This is a genomic window from Ralstonia sp. R-29, from assembly GCF_049913345.1.
Lineage (GTDB): Bacteria > Pseudomonadota > Gammaproteobacteria > Burkholderiales > Burkholderiaceae > Ralstonia.
In genome coordinates this window covers 675343-690680 of record NZ_CP184378.1, presented here as the reverse complement: position 1 = coordinate 690680, position 15338 = coordinate 675343, and the positions used below count along the sequence as shown (strand labels likewise).

Sequence of the window (15338 nt, the reverse complement as noted above, 5' to 3'; positions counted from 1 at the left end):
ATCGCCCGCTCAGTTTTTTGCAGCCAGGCGAGACACCATGAAAGCAGGAGGCTGGCGCCGGCGAGGCGCCATTGCGGCGACCACGTTGGCCGTTACGCTGTGGGCATCTGTGCCCGTGTTTGCGCAAACTTCCGTGCCGTTGAGCGTTGCGCCGGCGGCAACCGTTGCGCCTGAGCAGCCTGGAAGCGATAGCCACTGGCGCCGCTTTGTGGGCGCCACCGGTGTCGTGTCCTACGTCGACAAGCAATCACTCCGCGCCGCAGCGGATACCGGCTCCAGCAGCCAGCACACCGTGCAGTTCCAACTGCTGCGCAATGTGCTGCCCGACTTCACGATCAAGACGGCAGACGGCCAGCCGATCCGTTCGTCGGTCAAGCAAGTAGTGCTGGACTGCGCGCAGCGCACCTACACCGTGATCGCACAGACGCTCTATCGCGCGCGCAACGCCAGCGGCAAACCGCTCTACCAGATTCGCTATGGTGACGACGCGCAAAGCCGCTCGCTGCGCGAGGGCAGCGTGTTCGATTGGATCGCCGGGCGCTTCTGCGCGGTGCCGCACCCCTAACGCCCCTTAAAGCCGCTCAGACCTGGGCGGCTTCCTCTGAGCAGCCGGTGTTGTCGTCGTCTTCACGCCCGCGTGCGTAGGGCTGCCGTTCCTGTTCGAGCTCCGGATACCGGCGGGCGGCGAAATCGATGGTGGCCTCGTATGACTCGAACTGGTTCGACTCGGCGGCCACGCCATCGTTGACGAGAATCGCGTACCACTTCCCATACAGTGGTCCGTACACCACGACCTTGCTTTTCATTGTCCTGTCCCTGTCTTTTGTGTCGATGACCGGGCGTCGCGGTTCGCGCGACGCTGGCGGCTCGAACTGTCCGGCCGCCAGGTCGTGGCGCGCCGTCAGTTGGTTGGCGGACGATGATTGCAGCCAGATGCAATGGACGTCAACGTTTGCGTTTGACGCGATCTTCTAATATGGCAACGTGCCAGGCACCCGTGCTTGCTGCAGTGCAGCGGGTTCGTGGCCCGACTCTATGTAGTCGGCAAAGCGGCGGATGCAATCGGCCACCCACTCGGGGCGATGCAGCGGCAACCAATGGCCCGCGTCGACTTCATGACGCCAATAGTGCGAGACCCACGCCTCGAGCGCACGGGTGACGTCGGGGCTCACGTAGCGGTCGCGCGTCGGCACGATCAGCTGCACCGGCGCATGCGGTGCACGCGTCTGAGGCTGCGCCAGTCGCTCGCGAAAATTGGCGCGATACATCTGCAGGCCATTGCACGCATCGCGCAGGAGCGATGGCCGTTGCGCCGCACCCTGTACGCCTTCCGTCTTGCGCAGCCACCATGGCCACGCGCGCGCCATCCCTAGCCGCCAAGACCACTCCGCCACCAGCGGCAGGTGGAAATAGCCGATGTACCAGGATTGCAGCCGCTGCTTCCATACCGCGCGCTTGGCGGCCCATGTGCCGGCGTCCAACTGCGTGCGCACCCAGTGGCCAACGTGGTCGAGACAGGGCCCTGAGATCGACGTGTAGGACGCGATGCGCCCGCGCAGTCGATCGGTGGTGACTGACTCCCAGCTGTGGATGGAGCCCCAGTCGTGCCCGACCAGGTGGAAGCGCTCGCCGGGCAGCAATGCGTCAGCCACGGCGGCTAGGTCATTAGCGAACTGATGGATGCCGTAGCCGCTCGTGTCGGCCGGTGCGTCCGACAGGCCGGCGCCGCGCACGTCGAAGGTGATGACGCGGCCATGGCTCGCCAGCGCATCGCGCACGCCATCCCAGACGGAGCTGTCGTCTGGATAGCCGTGCACCAGAACGATGGCGGGGCGCTGCCGTGCAGAAGGATCAGTGGGCTGGCTCAGGCGGGCATGCAGGCGGACGTCACCTGAGCGCACGACGTGGGACGACTGCCGGGCGGCGGATGGAAAACCGTTGTTCGGGCGCGCGGAGGCGGCAGGTATGGACATCGGGGCGCTCCATGTCGATCAAGGGTGACATCGATCGATGGCATGGTAGGCGCCTCTTCCGCCGTTTGACAATGCGCAATGGTCCTAACGTTGTGCGTGCGCGCCGTAACAAATTTCGTGCTTTCCCGCAGAAACGTCCATAGAATGCGAACGCGAATTGTTCCTATTACCATTATTTGAGCCGACCGAGATGGCCGCAGAGCCGCCGGCATCAGGAAAATGCAAGAAAAACAGCAGAGAGGAGACGGCGTGCGCGTGTCGATGCGTGTGGTGTGGCTTGTGGTTTCAGCCATGCTCGCAGCGGCGTGCGGCGGCGGGGATGGCGGCAACGGCACGTCATCGACGGCATCAGCATCGACTGACACGCTTTCGCCCATGGCGCAGGTGGGCAAGCAGATCTTTTTCGATCAGGCGCTCTCGGCCTCGGGCAAGCAGTCTTGCGCGTCGTGCCATGACCCGGCGCGTGGGTTTGCCGATCCGAACAACCTGGCTGTGTCGATCGGCGGGCCAAACTCTGATTTGCCCGGTCTGCGGAACGCGCCGTCGCTGAATTACGCTTCGTTCACGCCGAACTTCAAGATTGACAGTACCGGCAAGGCTTCCGGTGGTTTCTTCCGCGATGGCCGTTCGGCATCGTTGGCAGATCAGGCGCAGCAGCCGTTCACCAACGCGTTCGAGATGGCCAACGGCTCGGCCGACGATGTATTCAAGACGCTGCTGACCCGCCCGTACCTGGATCAGTTCAAGGCCGTGTTCACCCCGGCCAGCACGCAGGACAGCGCGACCGCGATGCAGAGTATCGGCCGTGCGCTGGCAGCATTCCAGAGTGAAGACCCGAGCTTCCACACCTTCGACAGCAAATTCGATGCGTACCTCGCCGGCAAGACAACGTTGACGGATGCCGAGACACGCGGCCTGCTGCTGTTCAATAACCCGACCAAGGGCAACTGCAACGCTTGCCATATCTCGACCGGCAAGGGCAGCACGCCGGCGTTGTTTACCGACTTCACGTACGACAACGTCGGCATTCCGCGCAACTGGAGCATGGCCGCCAACCAGGAAGGCACCACGCTGCCGTATGTGCCCAAGAACGGCCTGGCGCTGGGCGATCCCAACTACAGCTACTACGACATGGGCCTGTGCGGCCCGCTGCGAACCGACTTCCGCGTGGGTGGCTCGACGTGTGGCCAGTTCAAGGTGCCGACGCTGCGCAACATCGCGCTGACCGGCCCGTATTTCCACAACGGCGTGTTCCAGACACTGGACCAAGTGGTGGCGTGGTACGTCACGCGCGATACCGATCCGGGTCGCTGGTATGTGAAGGTCGATGGGACCCCTGACGTGCCGTACAACGATCTGCCGGTCGCATTCGATGGCAATGTGAATGTGGCGGAAGTGCCATACAACCCGGCCAAGGCACCGTCGCTGACGAACCAGGAGATGAGCGATCTCGTGCATTTCCTGTGCACGCTCACCGATGGGTTTGATCCGGCCAATCCGTCGGCCTATCGCGTGCCGGCGCAATGCGGGTCCACTGCAACCAGCGTGGGCGCCGCTCGTATCCAAGCTGTTTCTACCGGCGGAGCCACGCCGGGCAACACGGCAACGAGCCAATAAACCAACTCAAAATTCAAAGACCAGGGAGCGTCACAGCATGAAACGAACCGCCTTGTCGGTAGCCGCCGCCATTGCGCTGATGGGGGCCGGCGCAGCCAATGCCGCCACCACCGCGCAACTCGAACAGAAACTCGATGCCATGGCCGCACAGATCGAAGCGCTCAAGGCCGAGCTGAAGGAAGTGAAGGCGCAGAACGCGACGCTGGCCACGCAGCAGCAGACACAGGCGACAGCCCAGGCGCAGCAGACCGCTGCCCTGCAGGATGTGCAGCAGACCGTGCAGACGGCACAGCTCGCATCGACCCGGCCGTCGCCGCTCGACAACCTCACGCTGTGGGGCTATGGCGAGGTCAACTACAGCCGCCCGACGCGCCGCTCCGAAGACACCAAGATGGACCTTGCGCGCGCGGTGTTCGGCATCGGCTACAAGTTCAACGACAAGACCCGCTTCAACTCGGAGTTTGAAGTCGAGCATGCCATCGCCTCGTCGTCCGACTCGGGTGAGTTCGAGGTCGAGCAGTTCTACATCGACCACAAGCTGACCGACAAGGTTGGCCTGAATGCGGGCCTGTTTCTGATCCCGACAGGCTTTATCAACCGCAACCACGAGCCGACCAACTACTACGGCGTGCATCGCAATTTTGTCGAGACGCTGATCATTCCGAGCACGTGGCGCGAGGGCGGTCTCTCGCTGTATGGCGATACCGATTTTGGCCTGAACTGGAATGTGGGCCTGACCACTGGGCTGAACCTGGCCAAGTGGAATTTCAACCCAGAAAACCCACTGTTCAACTCCGCCCTGGAGATGCAGAACAACGGCGCGGGCCCGCTGCAGCAGACGCACCAAGAACTGGGGCTGGCGAGCGCGAAGAACCTGTCGCAGTACGTGGCGCTCAACTACTCGGGCATTCCGGGCGTGACGCTGGGCGGCTCGGTCTTTACAGGCAAGAGCAGCCGTTCGAGCAGCGATGCGCCGCTGCCGGAGCAGCGCGCCACGCTGTATGAGGCGCACGCGCGCTGGACGCCGGGCAAGTGGGATCTGTCGGCGCTGTACGCACGCGGCACGCTCAGCAACGCCGACATGGCCAACCAAATGAATCCGGGCGCGGCCAACCCGATGCCCTCGGCGTTCTACGGCTGGTTCGTGCAAGCCGCCTATAACATCTGGCAGAAGGGCGACTATCGTGTCGCACCGTTCGTCCGCTACGAGCGCTACAACATGGCTGAGAAGGTCGAGGGCCTGGCACCGGGCTTTGCATCGCCGTCGGGCTGGCCGTTGCTGGCGGACACGGTGTACACCATTGGCGCGAACTTTTACCTGAACCCGAACGTGGTCTTCAAGATCGACTACCAGCGCTTCAAGCAGAACCGCGATTTCTCGCGCGTCGACCTGGGCCTGGGCGTCTCGTTCTAAGCCACCGCGATCCAACGAACCGAAGGAGGCGCAAGCCATGCGTTACCAGCCAGTGCCCATCGTTCTCGTGTGTGCCGCCGCCGTGGGCGCACCGGGTGTCGTCATCACCCAGGCCTTTGCAGCGGATTACATGACCGCGGCCGAGGCGCAGAAGGCGATGTTTCCCGATGCCACCAGCTTTGAGCCGGTATTGCTCACGTTGTCGGCCGATCAGCTCAAGCAACTGGCCGACCGCGCCGGTGGCCCGGCCAAGCCCGGCGCCTGGCGCGCGTGGCAGGCCAAGCAAGGTGACAAGACGCTCGGCTACTTCGTGACCGATGCCGTCATCGGCAAGTTCGAGCTGATCAACTACGCCGTGGGTTTGAATGCCGCAGGCGAGATCAGCGGCGTCGAGATCCTCACCTACCGCGAGAGCCACGGCTACGAGGTCCGCAACAAACCGTGGCGCGCCCAGTTTCTCGGCAAGTCGGCCAAGTCGGCGTTACGCATTGGCGACGACATCAACAACATCAGCGGCGCAACGCTGTCGTGCACGCACCTGACCGACGGCATCCGGCGTATTGCGGTGATGGCGCAACTCGCGCTGGTCAAGCGCTGAGGCACGTGGTGGACGCGGTGATTTGCAGGCGCGCGCGTCCGCTGCTCGGCACGCTTGTCGATATCCAGGCTGAGGGGCCGGATGCGGATGCCGCTGTGGCGGCAGCCTTTGACGAGATTGCCGCCGTGCATGCGTTGCTGAGCTTTCATGCGCACGACAGCGAATTGCAGGTGATCAACCGTGCGGCGCTCGGTGCGCGGCAGCATGTCGATCCCCGGACACGGGCGGTGCTGCACTTGGCGGCTGCGTTGTATGAGACGTCAGCGCGCGCATTCGATTGCCGTGTCGACGCGCCAGCGGATGCGCGCTTTCCCGTTGCCTTCGATGGCGATGTCGTCATCAAACAGACTGACGCACCGATGGACCTCGGTGGCATCGCCAAAGGCCATGCCGTGGACTGTGCGATCGCGGTGCTGCGCACATTCGCCATCGAACGCGCCGTCGTGAATGCGGGCGGGGATGTGCGCCACTACGGCGTGCGGCCGATGACGGTGCAGGTGCGTGATCCGCGCAATGCAGCGCGGGTTGCGGCGTCGGTATCGCTCGACAATGCGGCACTTGCCAGCTCAACGGCAGGGGGGCTGGGCGCACAGGCCGAAGGCGCGTCGCGCATCCACGACGCCCGGCGTAAGCTTGTACCCGCGCTCGCGGGGGCGACGGTGCAGGCGCCTGCCTGCATGTTGGCCGATGCGTTGACCAAGATCGTGCTCGCCACGGGCGATGTCGCGCATCCGCTGCTGGCGGAATACGGCGCGGCGGTGGTCGTATACTCGCCGGGTTAACCGGTTGCCCGCCCGTCATGTCTGCTACCCCCCGTTTTTCTCATCATCTGCGTGAAAGCGCTTTCCGCCTGAGCCGCCGCCGGCGCTGGACGGTGTATGGCGTATTCGCAGTGCTGCTGCTGACGGGGCTGGTCTGGCTGGCGCTCCATTTTCTGGATGACGGCAGCGAGGGGGGCATGCTCGCGCTGGCATGGAGCATGAAGCTGCATGGCGCGGCGGCCATGGCGGGTTTGTATCTGCTGGGCATGCTGTGGGGCCCGCATATTCGCAATGCTTGGGTGCGTCGGCGTAACCGCGCGGCAGGTGCCGTGTTTGGCTCGCTGACCGCAGTACTGGTCGTGACGGGCTATGCGCTGTACTACGTCAACGGCGAACTGCCGCGCCAGGGGGCGGAGATCCTGCATTGGGTGGCGGGTATTGTCGTCTGCATTGCGCTGTGGGTGCACATCGTGATCGGGCGCCGCAAGCGCAAGGCCGTGTCGGCGTTCCAGATGTGAGCGTCAGGTGGGCTGCTCAAGCTCACCCTGCAGCAACGGTGTGGCCGCCGCGAAGGCCGCGAGATGTTCGAGCAGCGTGCGCACCTTGCGCGGCAACTGCTGCTGCGGCCAAACCGCATAGATGGGGCGCTGCGGCATGCGCCACGTCGGCAACAGGCGAACCAATCGACCAGCCTGCAGTGCTGCGTGGCAGAGCGTGTGCGGGCAATACAGCAATCCGAGGCCTGCTTCAGCCAGGGTCACCGCCAGCTCGATGTCGTTCAAATCGCACCGACCCTGCGGCTGCAGCTCGACGGTCTCTGCGCCGTCGGGCGAGGTGAAGCGCCACGTCGAAAGCGGTGACGACACCAGCAGCCGGTGCGCCTCCAGTTCACGCGGGTGCGCTGGCGCACCATGCTCGGCCACGTAGGCGGGGGAGGCGACCAACACCATCTCGATCACACCCAGCCGGCGCTGCCGCAGCTTGGGGTCATCCTGCTGCCCGACGCGGATGGCGAGATCGGCGCCGTGCCGCCACACGTCTTCATTGCGATTGCTGAGCGACAACTCCAGCCGGATCTCCGGCCACATCGCCATGAAGCTCGCAAACGCCGGTGCAAAGAGCCCGCGCGACAGGTTGAGCGGCGCCAATACGCGCAGGGTGCCTTTGACTTGGTTGAGGTCGTCATCGAGCGTGGCGGTGGTTTGCGCAAGCGCGATCAGCAGCGGGCGGCATTGCTCGTAATACTGCTGGCCTTCCGGCGTGGGCTTCAGGCTGCGGGCGCTACGCAGCAGGAGCTGGCAGCCGAGCGTGGCTTCGAGCTTTTGCAGGCGCCGCGTGAGCGTGGCCGGGGGCAGGTCGGCATGGCGGGCGGCAGCTTGCAGGCTGCCGTGGTCCACGATGGAAACGAAGAGGGCCAGATCGTCGAGTACGTCGAGCATGATTCCATTTTCGGAATTTAAGTTTCAATAAACGTCTATAGTTTCTTGAAACGCGGTTGTCTAGCATACCGTTCATCACATTCGATGACGTTGCAGGAGAACCACCATGTCCACACTCGTTTCGACACCCACGCGCCTTCGTGTCACGTTTGCGTGGTTGATGTCCGGCCTGATGTCGCTGTTGATGACGGCCTGGATTGGCTGGATCAGCGCCGGCTTGAGCGCCGACTTTCTGGCCCGCTGGGCACACGCCTTTGGGCTGGCGTGGCCGGCCGCATTCACCATCGTGCTGATCGCCGCGCCCGCCGTGCAGCGCCTGACGCAGCGCCTGGTGACGCCCTGACGCGCCGACACCCAAAGAAAAGGCCCGCCAGGAGGGCCGGCGGGCCGGAAGGTTGACAGCAGGAAAGACCGATCAAAATCGGTGCGATACCAAGCTGGCGGCGCGCAGAAGTCCCGTTCGCGACGTCGCCAACCCTATCGCGCATGGCAATACCGGCACGGCAAGCTTCCAACGAGCCCGTGGCGCGGATTCCCCAATCACGTCCCAAGCCCATGCTTGCCGTGCGCTATCGCCAGGCGCGTCTACCTGACACCCGACCGACTCCGCCTTGTCGTGCACAGAGATCAATTCGCCAAGCAGCGAGTGCACTGTATGGCCTCCTGGCTTTCGCCAAACTTTCGCGGCCGATCAGGGCTTACCCGCACGCAACGGCGTCGTGAGTGGCCCGCCGGCCCACTGGCAAAATGGCGTTTCCCCAACGCAACGCAACACTACGCCGCCGCCATGTCCACGCCTGCCGAACTGCAGATCCGCCCCATCCGCCAAGCCGACTTTGCCGCCTGGAAACCGCTCTGGGACGGCTACAACGCCTTCTACGGCCGCGCCGGCGAAACCGCCTTGCCCGAGATCGTCACGCAGACGACGTGGCAGCGCTTCTTTGACGAGGCCGAGCCCGTCTACGCGCTGGTCGCCGAGCGGGAGGGTGCGTTGCTCGGCATCGTGCATTTTCTCTACCATCGCAGCACCACGCAGATCGGCATGAGCTGCTATCTGCAGGACCTGTTCACCGCGCAGGCCGCGCGCGGGCAGGGGGTGGGGCGGGCATTGATCGAGGCGGTCTATCGTCGCGCGCAGGCCGACGGCTTGCCACGCGTTTACTGGCAGACGCACGAAACCAACACGACAGCCATGCGCTTGTACGACGCGGTGGCGGACAAGTCAGGCTTCGTGGTCTATCGCAAGTTGTTCTAAGCCGTTGCAGTTGATCGTGCGCTTCGGCAAAGCGCCGTGCGATCTCGATATCGCGATGTGGGGCAGGTCGGCAGACTGAATGCATGCCGTCTTGCCGTTATGCGGGCGGCCAACTGAGCCCACAGGAGCCACCCATGTCTGCCAACGAAGCCCAATCGACACGTCCCCCGGTCCCGCCGTTCACGCTGGAATCCGCCACCGAGAAAGTCCGCTTGGCTGAAGACGGCTGGAACAGCCGCAACCCCGAGAAGGTCGCGCTGGCCTACACACCTGACAGCCAGTGGCGCAACCGTGCTGAGTTTGTGACCGGCCGCGAGCAGATCGTCGGCTTTCTCACGCGCAAGTGGCAGAAGGAACTCGACTATCGCCTCATCAAAGAGCTGTGGGCCTTTGGCGGCAATCGGATCGGCGTGCGCTTTGCCTATGAGTGGCACGACGATTCCGGCAACTGGTATCGCTCATACGGCAACGAGAACTGGGAGTTCGACGCGCACGGTGTGATGCAGCGCCGTTATGCCTGCATCAACGACGCGCCGATCCAGGCGCATGAGCGCAAGTTCTTCTGGCCGCTGGGCCGCCGTCCGGATGATCACCCGGGCCTGTCGGACCTTGGCTTGTGATGCAGCAACGCCCGGTCATGCGCCGGGCGTTGTCTAAGCGCCGCTAACAAAACCGCCCTGGCGTCGTTGCGCCTCCCGCAGTGCCGAACATTCGGTACGACTTGTACTGTCTGCGTCGGCATGCCTAGCCAGGACAGTTTTGTTAGCGGCGCTAAGTGGTGTCAGCCATGCAGCGCGTCGAGCACGCGGCGCCGCCAGCTTGACGGGCTGGCGCCGGCCAGCCGCTTGAAGGGGTCGCCTCAGAAAACGGATCGCAAAGTACGTTAGGCCAGTGCTTCCACGAACCGGCAGACCTTGTCAGTTGTATTGGTGGCCCCAAGCCGCTGAGCGACTTCTTGGCACTTCTTTCGAACACTCTCCGAGTTCAAGAGAGCGTATAGCCGCTGCCCCACCAAGGGGTTCTTATACAAGTTCGGCGCCACTGAGTCGCTGACACCAAGCGCTTTGGCTCGCGCTGCGTTATCGAACTGATCGTAGGCCATTGGCATGATGAGTTGTGGCACTCCCGCTCGCAACGCCTGGGCGCAAGTCCCGATGCCGCCGTGGTGCACCAGGCCGGCGGTTCGCCGCAAGAGCTGGCCGAACGGAACGTAGGCGAAATGTCGCACCGATGACGGAAGGATGGTCGGTATCTGCTCACGGAACTGGGTCAGGAAAATCGCTCGGTATCCCCGTGCGACACAGGCATCCAGCGATGTCTGGAAAAATTCCTGCGCGTGTCGCATCGCCGAACCAGGCATGAAGACCACAGGCCGATCACCCTCGACCAGGAACGCTTCAAGCTCAGGCGGAAGTTCATGGGTCGACGCACTATCGAACAGAGGGAAGGTACCCACTTTGAGATTTTCGGGCCAATCAGGTTGGCGCTCTGCAAACCACTCGGGAAACAGCGTGATCGAGAGATCTGCCTTCCGATACCAGTCATCGAATACGCGCCGCACAGGGTCAAGACCCAACTCACGCCGATACTCGTTCAGTGAAGGGCAAACCAAGGGGTCAAGGATGCGCCGATCAATTTGGCGCCACAGCATTCGACGGCACCATTGAGGCACCCACGCAGGGATTATTGAGCCCGCAATCCGAAGAGCGCCATGACACGTCCGAATGTTTTGGGGAGCGAGGTAGCCGGTGATCAACCGAACGCCAAGCGTTTCGTGCGCGAGTCTGGCACCGAAAGCCATGGGCGAAGCCAGCACTATGCACGTCGCAGATGCTGCTTTGCACCGGATGAATTCGTATGTGGGCCGCACCGCCGGCTCGCAAACGCCTCGCCAGAGTACCTCCACTCCTTTCTTGGCGTCCCAAAGGGCAGGGTCATCGACAGCCCTGGCGTAGGCATCGGGATCGCCCACTGGATGGAACCGAAGACCTGCGCTCAGCACTGACCGCTCGAAACTGGCATTAGCCAAGACCGTGACGGCATGGCCGCGCTGCTGGAGTTGGATCGCGACCCCCATGAATGGGTGCACGTCCCCGGCGCTTCCGATTGCGACGACGACAATTTCCATTTGCCCTGATTCCTCATCTGTTGTGAAAATAGGCTATACCCTAACCGGATGTCAGGCGACCATACGCTAGCGCGTCAGTTTAGAGTTCGCTTGCTGATTATCTGACAAGCACCGACGAGGGTCATAGATTTCAACTGGACAAGAGATCGCCATGAAGGGCCAGCGAGTGGGGTACGTGCGCGTAAGCACCCTTGAACAGAATACCGACCGGCAGCTCGAAGGCATCGAACTGGATCGCTGCTTCACCGACCGCGCTTCGGGCAAGGACGTGGCGCGGCCTGAGCTGATCGCGCTAAAGCGCTTCGTGCGCGAGGGCGACATCGTGGTGGTGCACAGCATGGACCGCCTGGCGCGCAACCTGGACGACCTGCGTCAGACCGTCAAGGAGCTGACGGCGCGCGGCGTGTGCATCGAGTTCGTCAAGGAAGGGTTGAAATTCACCGGCGAGGATTCACCGATGGCGCAACTGATGCTGTCGGTAATGGGGGCGTTTGCCGAGTTCGAGCGGGCCTTGCTGCGCGAGCGACAGCGCGAGGGAATCACGCTCGCCAAGCAGCGCGGTGTGTACCGAGGCCGCAAGCCGTCGCTGGATGCACAAGGAGTGGCTGAACTGATGCGCCGGGTCGCCGAAGGTGAGCGCAAGAGCGACATCGCGCGCGACCTGGGCATCTGCCGCGAGACCTTGTATTGCTACTTGCGTAAGCCGAGCCCGAAGGCAACCCGATCATCCGCCGCAGCGCCGGCGAAGTAAACGATGCCGCGCCGCGCCATTCTTTCGGCCACCGAACGCGATGGCTTGGTGGCAATTCCCGAGGCCCGCGACGAACTGATTCGGCTGTACACGTTCAGCGATGCCGACCTGGCGCTCATCGGCCAGCGGCGGGGGCCGGCGAACCGGCTGGGCTTTGCGGTGCAGCTTTGCTACCTGCGGTTTCCGGGGGTGATGCTGGCAGCCGATGCGCCGCCGTTCGCGCCGCTGCTGCGCATGGTGGCTGGGCAGCTCAAGGTGTCGGTGGACGCCTGGAGCCAGTACGGTGAGCGTGCCGAGACGCGGCGCGAGCACCTATCGGAATTGCAAACGGCCTTTGGCTTCCAAACTTTCACTATGAGCCACTACCGCCCGGCCGTTCACGACCTGGACGAACTGGCGTGGCAAACCGACAAGGGCATTGTGCTGGCCACGGCTTTGGTGGATAGCCTGCGCCGAAAGAGCGTGCTTCTTCCAACACCCGGCGTCATCGAGCGCATCTGCGCCGAGGCGATCACCCGTGCCAACCGTCGCATCTACGACACCTTGGTCGAACCGCTGTTGGACTCGCATCGCCACCGCCTCGACGACCTGCTCAAGCGCCGCAACAACGGCAAAACGACCTGGCTGGCCTGGCTGCGCCAGTCACCGGCCAAGCCGAATTCGCGGCACATGCTGGAACACATCGAACGCCTCAAGGCATGGCAGGCGCTCAACCTGCCCGCCGGCATCGAGCGCCTGGTGCATCAGAATCGGCTGCTCAAGATCGCCCGCGAGGGTGGCCAGATGACGCCCGCCGACCTGGCCAAGTTCGAGCCGCAACGCCGCTACGCCACGCTTGTGGCGCTGGCCATCGAAGGCATGGCCACCGTCACCGATGAAATCATCGACCTGCATGACCGCATTCTCGGCAAGCTGTTCAATGATGCCAAGAAGAAGCATCAGCAGCAGTTCCAGGCATCTGGCAAGGCGATCAACGCCAAGGTGCGCCTGTTCGGCCGCATCGGGCAGGCGCTGATCGAAGCCAAGCAAGCTGGCCGCGATCCATTCGCCGCCATCGAGGCGGTCATGTCCTGGGATGCCTTCGCCGAGAGCGTCACCGAGGCCCAGAAGCTCGCGCAACCCGAAGACTTCGATTTCCTGCACCGCATCGGCGAGAGCTACGCCACGCTGCGCCGCTACGCCCCGGAATTCCTCAACGTGCTCAAGCTGCGAGCCGCGTCTGCCGCCAAGGACGTGCTCGACGCCATCGAAGTGCTGCGCTCCATGAACAGCGACAACGCCCGCAAGGTTCCCGCCGATGCGCCGACCGCCTTCATCAAGCCGCGCTGGCAGAAGCTGGTGATGACCGACACCGGCATCGACCGGCGCTACTACGAGCTGTGCGCGCTGTCGGAGATGAAGAACGCGCTGCGCTCCGGCGACATCTGGGTACAAGGCTCGCGCCAGTTCAAGGACTTCGAGGACTACCTGGTTCCGCCCGCGAAGTTCGCCAGCCTCAAGCAGGCCAGCGAATTGCCGCTGGCCGTGACCACCGACTGCGACCAGTACCTGCACGAGCGGCTGACGCTGCTGGAAACGCAGCTCGCCATGGTCAACCGTATGGCGCTGGCCAACGCGCTGCCGGACGCCATCATCACCGAGTCTGGCCTGAAGATAACGCCGCTTGACGCGGCTGTGCCCGACACCGCGCAGGCACTGGTTGACCAGGCAGCGATGATTCTGCCGCACGTCAAGATCACCGAACTGCTGCTGGAGGTTGACGAATGGACGGGTTTCACCCGCCACTTCACGCATCTGAAGTCGGGCGATCCGACCAAGGACAAGAACCTGCTGCTGACCACGATCCTGGCCGACGCCATCAATCTGGGCCTGACGAAGATGGCGGAATCGTGCCCTGGCACGACCTACGCCAAACTGGCTTGGCTGCAAGCCTGGCACATCCGTGACGAAACCTACTCGACGGCGCTGGCCGAGTTGGTCAACGCGCAATTCCGCCATCCCTTCACCGAGCATTGGGGCGACGGCACCACCTCATCGTCGGATGGCCAGAACTTCCGCACCGGCAGCAAGGCCGAAAGCACCGGCCACATCAACCCCAAATACGGCAGCACCCCAGGGCGAACGTTCTACACCCACATCTCTGACCAGTACGCGCCGTTCCACACCAAGGTTGTCAACGTCGGCGTGCGCGACTCGACCTACGTGCTCGATGGCCTGCTGTACCACGAATCCGACCTGCGTATTGAGGAACACTACACTGACACGGCTGGCTTCACCGATCACGTCTTCGCCTTGATGCACCTGTTGGGCTTCCGCTTCGCGCCACGCATCCGCGATCTGGGCGACACCAAGCTCTACATCCCGAAGGGCGCCACCGCCTATGACGGGCTGAAACCGATGATTGGCGGCACGCTCAACATCAAGCACGTGCGCGCCCATTGGGACGAAATCCTGCGGCTGGCCACTTCGATCAAGCAGGGCACGGTGACGGCCTCGCTGATGCTCCGCAAGCTCGGCAGTTATCCACGCCAGAACGGCCTGGCCATTGCCCTGCGCGAGCTGGGGCGCATCGAGCGCACGCTGTTCATCCTCGACTGGCTGCAAAGCGTCGAGCTGCGCCGCCGCGTGCATGCCGGGCTGAACAAGGGCGAGGCCCGCAACGCGCTGGCCCGCGCCGTGTTCTTCAACCGGCTGGGCGAGATCCGTGACCGTGGTTTCGAGCAGCAGCGCTACCGGGCCAGCGGCCTCAACCTGCTCACCGCGGCCATTGTGCTGTGGAACACAGTCTATCTGGAGCGGGCTGCAAACGCCTTGTGCGGTCACGGCCACGCCGTTGATGCCGCGCTATTGCAGTACCTGTCGCCGCTGGGCTGGGAGCACATCAACCTGACCGGCGATTACCTCTGGCGTGGCAGCGCCAAGATCGGCGCGGGTAAGTTCAGGCCGCTAAGACCGCTGCAACCGGCTTAACGTACTTTGCGATCCGTTTTCTGAGACGCCCCCTTGAACACCGTCGAGAAGTGCGCCTGATTCTGAAAGCCGACCTCCAGCGCGACGTCCGCCAGAAGGGCCTCCGCGTGCATCAACAACGTCTTGGCCCGTTCGACGCGGCGGTGTAGCAGGTAGTCGTGCGGGCGCACGCCGGTGGCCGCGCGGAACTGCGCAGCAAAGTGCATCCGCGTGAGGCCCGCGGCGCGCGCTACGTCTTCCAATCGCACCGTCTGCCCCAGATTGGCTTCGATATACGCGGTGGCCAGTTTCAGCCGCCATAGCGGCAGCGGCGAAAGCGCGGGCCGTGTACGCGCCAATACGGCGGGGCGGCAATTGTTGAAGGCGGCGGGTGCAAGGCTTGGCACAGAGGGCGATCCCGAGATTTTCATGAGACAGGTCTGTCTACATCGT

Annotated in this window: 16 protein-coding genes; 11 read left to right on the top strand and 5 right to left on the bottom strand. The window is 63.5% G+C overall.

The features are described 5' to 3' along the window. Positions 1–37 precede the first annotated feature (37 nt). Positions 38–565: a surface-adhesin E family protein gene (locus ACN9M1_RS20275; protein ID WP_426400347.1), complete on the top strand. Its 528-nt coding sequence runs from the start codon at positions 38–40 to the stop codon at positions 563–565. Positions 566–581: 16 nt separating this feature from the next. Here the strand turns inward: ACN9M1_RS20275 and ACN9M1_RS20270 are convergent, their stop codons facing one another. Next, entirely contained in the window at positions 582–806 is a 225-nt protein-coding gene (locus ACN9M1_RS20270) for a hypothetical protein (RefSeq protein ID WP_426400345.1), read from the bottom strand. Between the two features lie 165 nt (positions 807–971). Beyond that, positions 972–1973 carry an alpha/beta fold hydrolase gene (locus ACN9M1_RS20265; protein ID WP_426400344.1) on the bottom strand — a complete coding sequence of 334 codons (1002 nt, stop codon included), beginning with the start codon at positions 1971–1973 and terminating at the stop codon, positions 972–974. Between the two features lie 375 nt (positions 1974–2348). On the opposite strand from ACN9M1_RS20265, the gene ACN9M1_RS20260 reads away from it, so the two are divergent. The 5 genes from ACN9M1_RS20260 to ACN9M1_RS20240 are packed head-to-tail and all read left to right on the top strand — an operon-like array spanning position 2349 to position 6881. Further along, complete coding sequence (locus ACN9M1_RS20260) at positions 2349–3590, top strand: cytochrome-c peroxidase (protein WP_426400696.1); 1242 nt, start codon at positions 2349–2351, stop codon at positions 3588–3590. A gap of 37 nt (positions 3591–3627) precedes the next feature. Next, positions 3628–5004: a porin gene (locus ACN9M1_RS20255; RefSeq protein WP_426400343.1), complete on the top strand. Its 1377-nt coding sequence runs from the start codon at positions 3628–3630 to the stop codon at positions 5002–5004. Positions 5005–5041: 37 nt separating this feature from the next. Further along, complete coding sequence (locus tag ACN9M1_RS20250; protein WP_426400342.1) at positions 5042–5602, top strand: FMN-binding protein; 561 nt, start codon at positions 5042–5044, stop codon at positions 5600–5602. 8 nt (positions 5603–5610) lie between these two features. Continuing rightward, the gene (locus ACN9M1_RS20245; protein WP_426400341.1) at positions 5611–6384 is read left to right on the top strand and encodes an FAD:protein FMN transferase; all 774 of its coding nucleotides are present in this window, start codon (positions 5611–5613) and stop codon (positions 6382–6384) included. A gap of 17 nt (positions 6385–6401) precedes the next feature. Then, positions 6402–6881, top strand: coding sequence for a hypothetical protein (locus ACN9M1_RS20240; protein ID WP_426400340.1), 480 nt, complete (start codon positions 6402–6404; stop codon positions 6879–6881). A 3-nt stretch (positions 6882–6884) separates the two neighbouring features. Here ACN9M1_RS20240 and ACN9M1_RS20235 read toward each other — a convergent pair whose 3' ends face one another. Then, entirely contained in the window at positions 6885–7802 is a 918-nt protein-coding gene (locus ACN9M1_RS20235; protein WP_426400339.1) for a LysR family transcriptional regulator, read from the bottom strand. A gap of 106 nt (positions 7803–7908) precedes the next feature. On the opposite strand from ACN9M1_RS20235, the gene ACN9M1_RS20230 reads away from it, so the two are divergent. From ACN9M1_RS20230 to ACN9M1_RS20220, 3 genes are all read left to right on the top strand, one after another. Further along, complete coding sequence (locus ACN9M1_RS20230) at positions 7909–8145, top strand: DUF2798 domain-containing protein (protein ID WP_426400338.1); 237 nt, start codon at positions 7909–7911, stop codon at positions 8143–8145. Positions 8146–8589: 444 nt separating this feature from the next. Beyond that, positions 8590–9057, top strand: coding sequence for a GNAT family N-acetyltransferase (locus ACN9M1_RS20225; protein WP_426400337.1), 468 nt, complete (start codon positions 8590–8592; stop codon positions 9055–9057). Between the two features lie 134 nt (positions 9058–9191). After that, entirely contained in the window at positions 9192–9677 is a 486-nt protein-coding gene (locus tag ACN9M1_RS20220; protein WP_426400336.1) for a DUF1348 family protein, read from the top strand. Between the two features lie 263 nt (positions 9678–9940). Here ACN9M1_RS20220 and ACN9M1_RS20215 read toward each other — a convergent pair whose 3' ends face one another. Then, positions 9941–11185 carry a glycosyltransferase gene (locus ACN9M1_RS20215; RefSeq protein ID WP_426400335.1) on the bottom strand — a complete coding sequence of 415 codons (1245 nt, stop codon included), beginning with the start codon at positions 11183–11185 and terminating at the stop codon, positions 9941–9943. Between the two features lie 151 nt (positions 11186–11336). Between ACN9M1_RS20215 and ACN9M1_RS20210 the strand changes: the two genes are divergently transcribed. Both ACN9M1_RS20210 and ACN9M1_RS20205 read left to right on the top strand, forming a co-directional pair. Then, on the top strand, positions 11337–11936 hold the full coding sequence (locus ACN9M1_RS20210; protein WP_426400334.1) for a recombinase family protein: 600 nt from the start codon (positions 11337–11339) through the stop codon (positions 11934–11936). A gap of 3 nt (positions 11937–11939) precedes the next feature. Then, positions 11940–14906, top strand: coding sequence for a Tn3 family transposase (locus ACN9M1_RS20205; RefSeq protein WP_426400333.1), 2967 nt, complete (start codon positions 11940–11942; stop codon positions 14904–14906). Here ACN9M1_RS20205 and ACN9M1_RS20200 read toward each other — a convergent pair. Further along, a complete protein-coding gene (locus tag ACN9M1_RS20200) occupies positions 14903–15316 on the bottom strand; it encodes a helix-turn-helix transcriptional regulator (RefSeq protein WP_426400332.1) in 414 nt (137 codons plus the stop codon). The two genes, ACN9M1_RS20205 and ACN9M1_RS20200, sit on opposite strands and share 4 nt — an antisense overlap. Between the last annotated feature and the right edge of the window lie 22 nt (positions 15317–15338).

What these genes read in the sequence shown, in the direction of transcription:
- ACN9M1_RS20260 (WP_426400696.1), top strand. Translation starts at nt 2,349, where the DNA reads ATGGCGCAGGTGGGCAAGCAGATCTTTTTCGATCAGGCGCTCTCGGCC.
- ACN9M1_RS20205 (WP_426400333.1), top strand. Translation starts at nt 11,940, where the DNA reads ATGCCGCGCCGCGCCATTCTTTCGGCCACCGAACGCGATGGCTTGGTG.
- ACN9M1_RS20275 (WP_426400347.1), top strand. Translation starts at nt 38, where the DNA reads ATGAAAGCAGGAGGCTGGCGCCGGCGAGGCGCCATTGCGGCGACCACG.
- ACN9M1_RS20200 (WP_426400332.1), bottom strand. Translation starts at nt 15,316, where the DNA reads ATGAAAATCTCGGGATCGCCCTCTGTGCCAAGCCTTGCACCCGCCGCC.
- ACN9M1_RS20250 (WP_426400342.1), top strand. Translation starts at nt 5,042, where the DNA reads ATGCGTTACCAGCCAGTGCCCATCGTTCTCGTGTGTGCCGCCGCCGTG.
- ACN9M1_RS20255 (WP_426400343.1), top strand. Translation starts at nt 3,628, where the DNA reads ATGAAACGAACCGCCTTGTCGGTAGCCGCCGCCATTGCGCTGATGGGG.
- ACN9M1_RS20210 (WP_426400334.1), top strand. Translation starts at nt 11,337, where the DNA reads ATGAAGGGCCAGCGAGTGGGGTACGTGCGCGTAAGCACCCTTGAACAG.
- ACN9M1_RS20235 (WP_426400339.1), bottom strand. Translation starts at nt 7,802, where the DNA reads ATGCTCGACGTACTCGACGATCTGGCCCTCTTCGTTTCCATCGTGGAC.
- ACN9M1_RS20225 (WP_426400337.1), top strand. Translation starts at nt 8,590, where the DNA reads ATGTCCACGCCTGCCGAACTGCAGATCCGCCCCATCCGCCAAGCCGAC.
- ACN9M1_RS20220 (WP_426400336.1), top strand. Translation starts at nt 9,192, where the DNA reads ATGTCTGCCAACGAAGCCCAATCGACACGTCCCCCGGTCCCGCCGTTC.
- ACN9M1_RS20265 (WP_426400344.1), bottom strand. Translation starts at nt 1,973, where the DNA reads ATGTCCATACCTGCCGCCTCCGCGCGCCCGAACAACGGTTTTCCATCC.
- ACN9M1_RS20270 (WP_426400345.1), bottom strand. Translation starts at nt 806, where the DNA reads ATGAAAAGCAAGGTCGTGGTGTACGGACCACTGTATGGGAAGTGGTAC.
- ACN9M1_RS20230 (WP_426400338.1), top strand. Translation starts at nt 7,909, where the DNA reads ATGTCCACACTCGTTTCGACACCCACGCGCCTTCGTGTCACGTTTGCG.
- ACN9M1_RS20240 (WP_426400340.1), top strand. Translation starts at nt 6,402, where the DNA reads ATGTCTGCTACCCCCCGTTTTTCTCATCATCTGCGTGAAAGCGCTTTC.
- ACN9M1_RS20215 (WP_426400335.1), bottom strand. Translation starts at nt 11,185, where the DNA reads ATGGAAATTGTCGTCGTCGCAATCGGAAGCGCCGGGGACGTGCACCCA.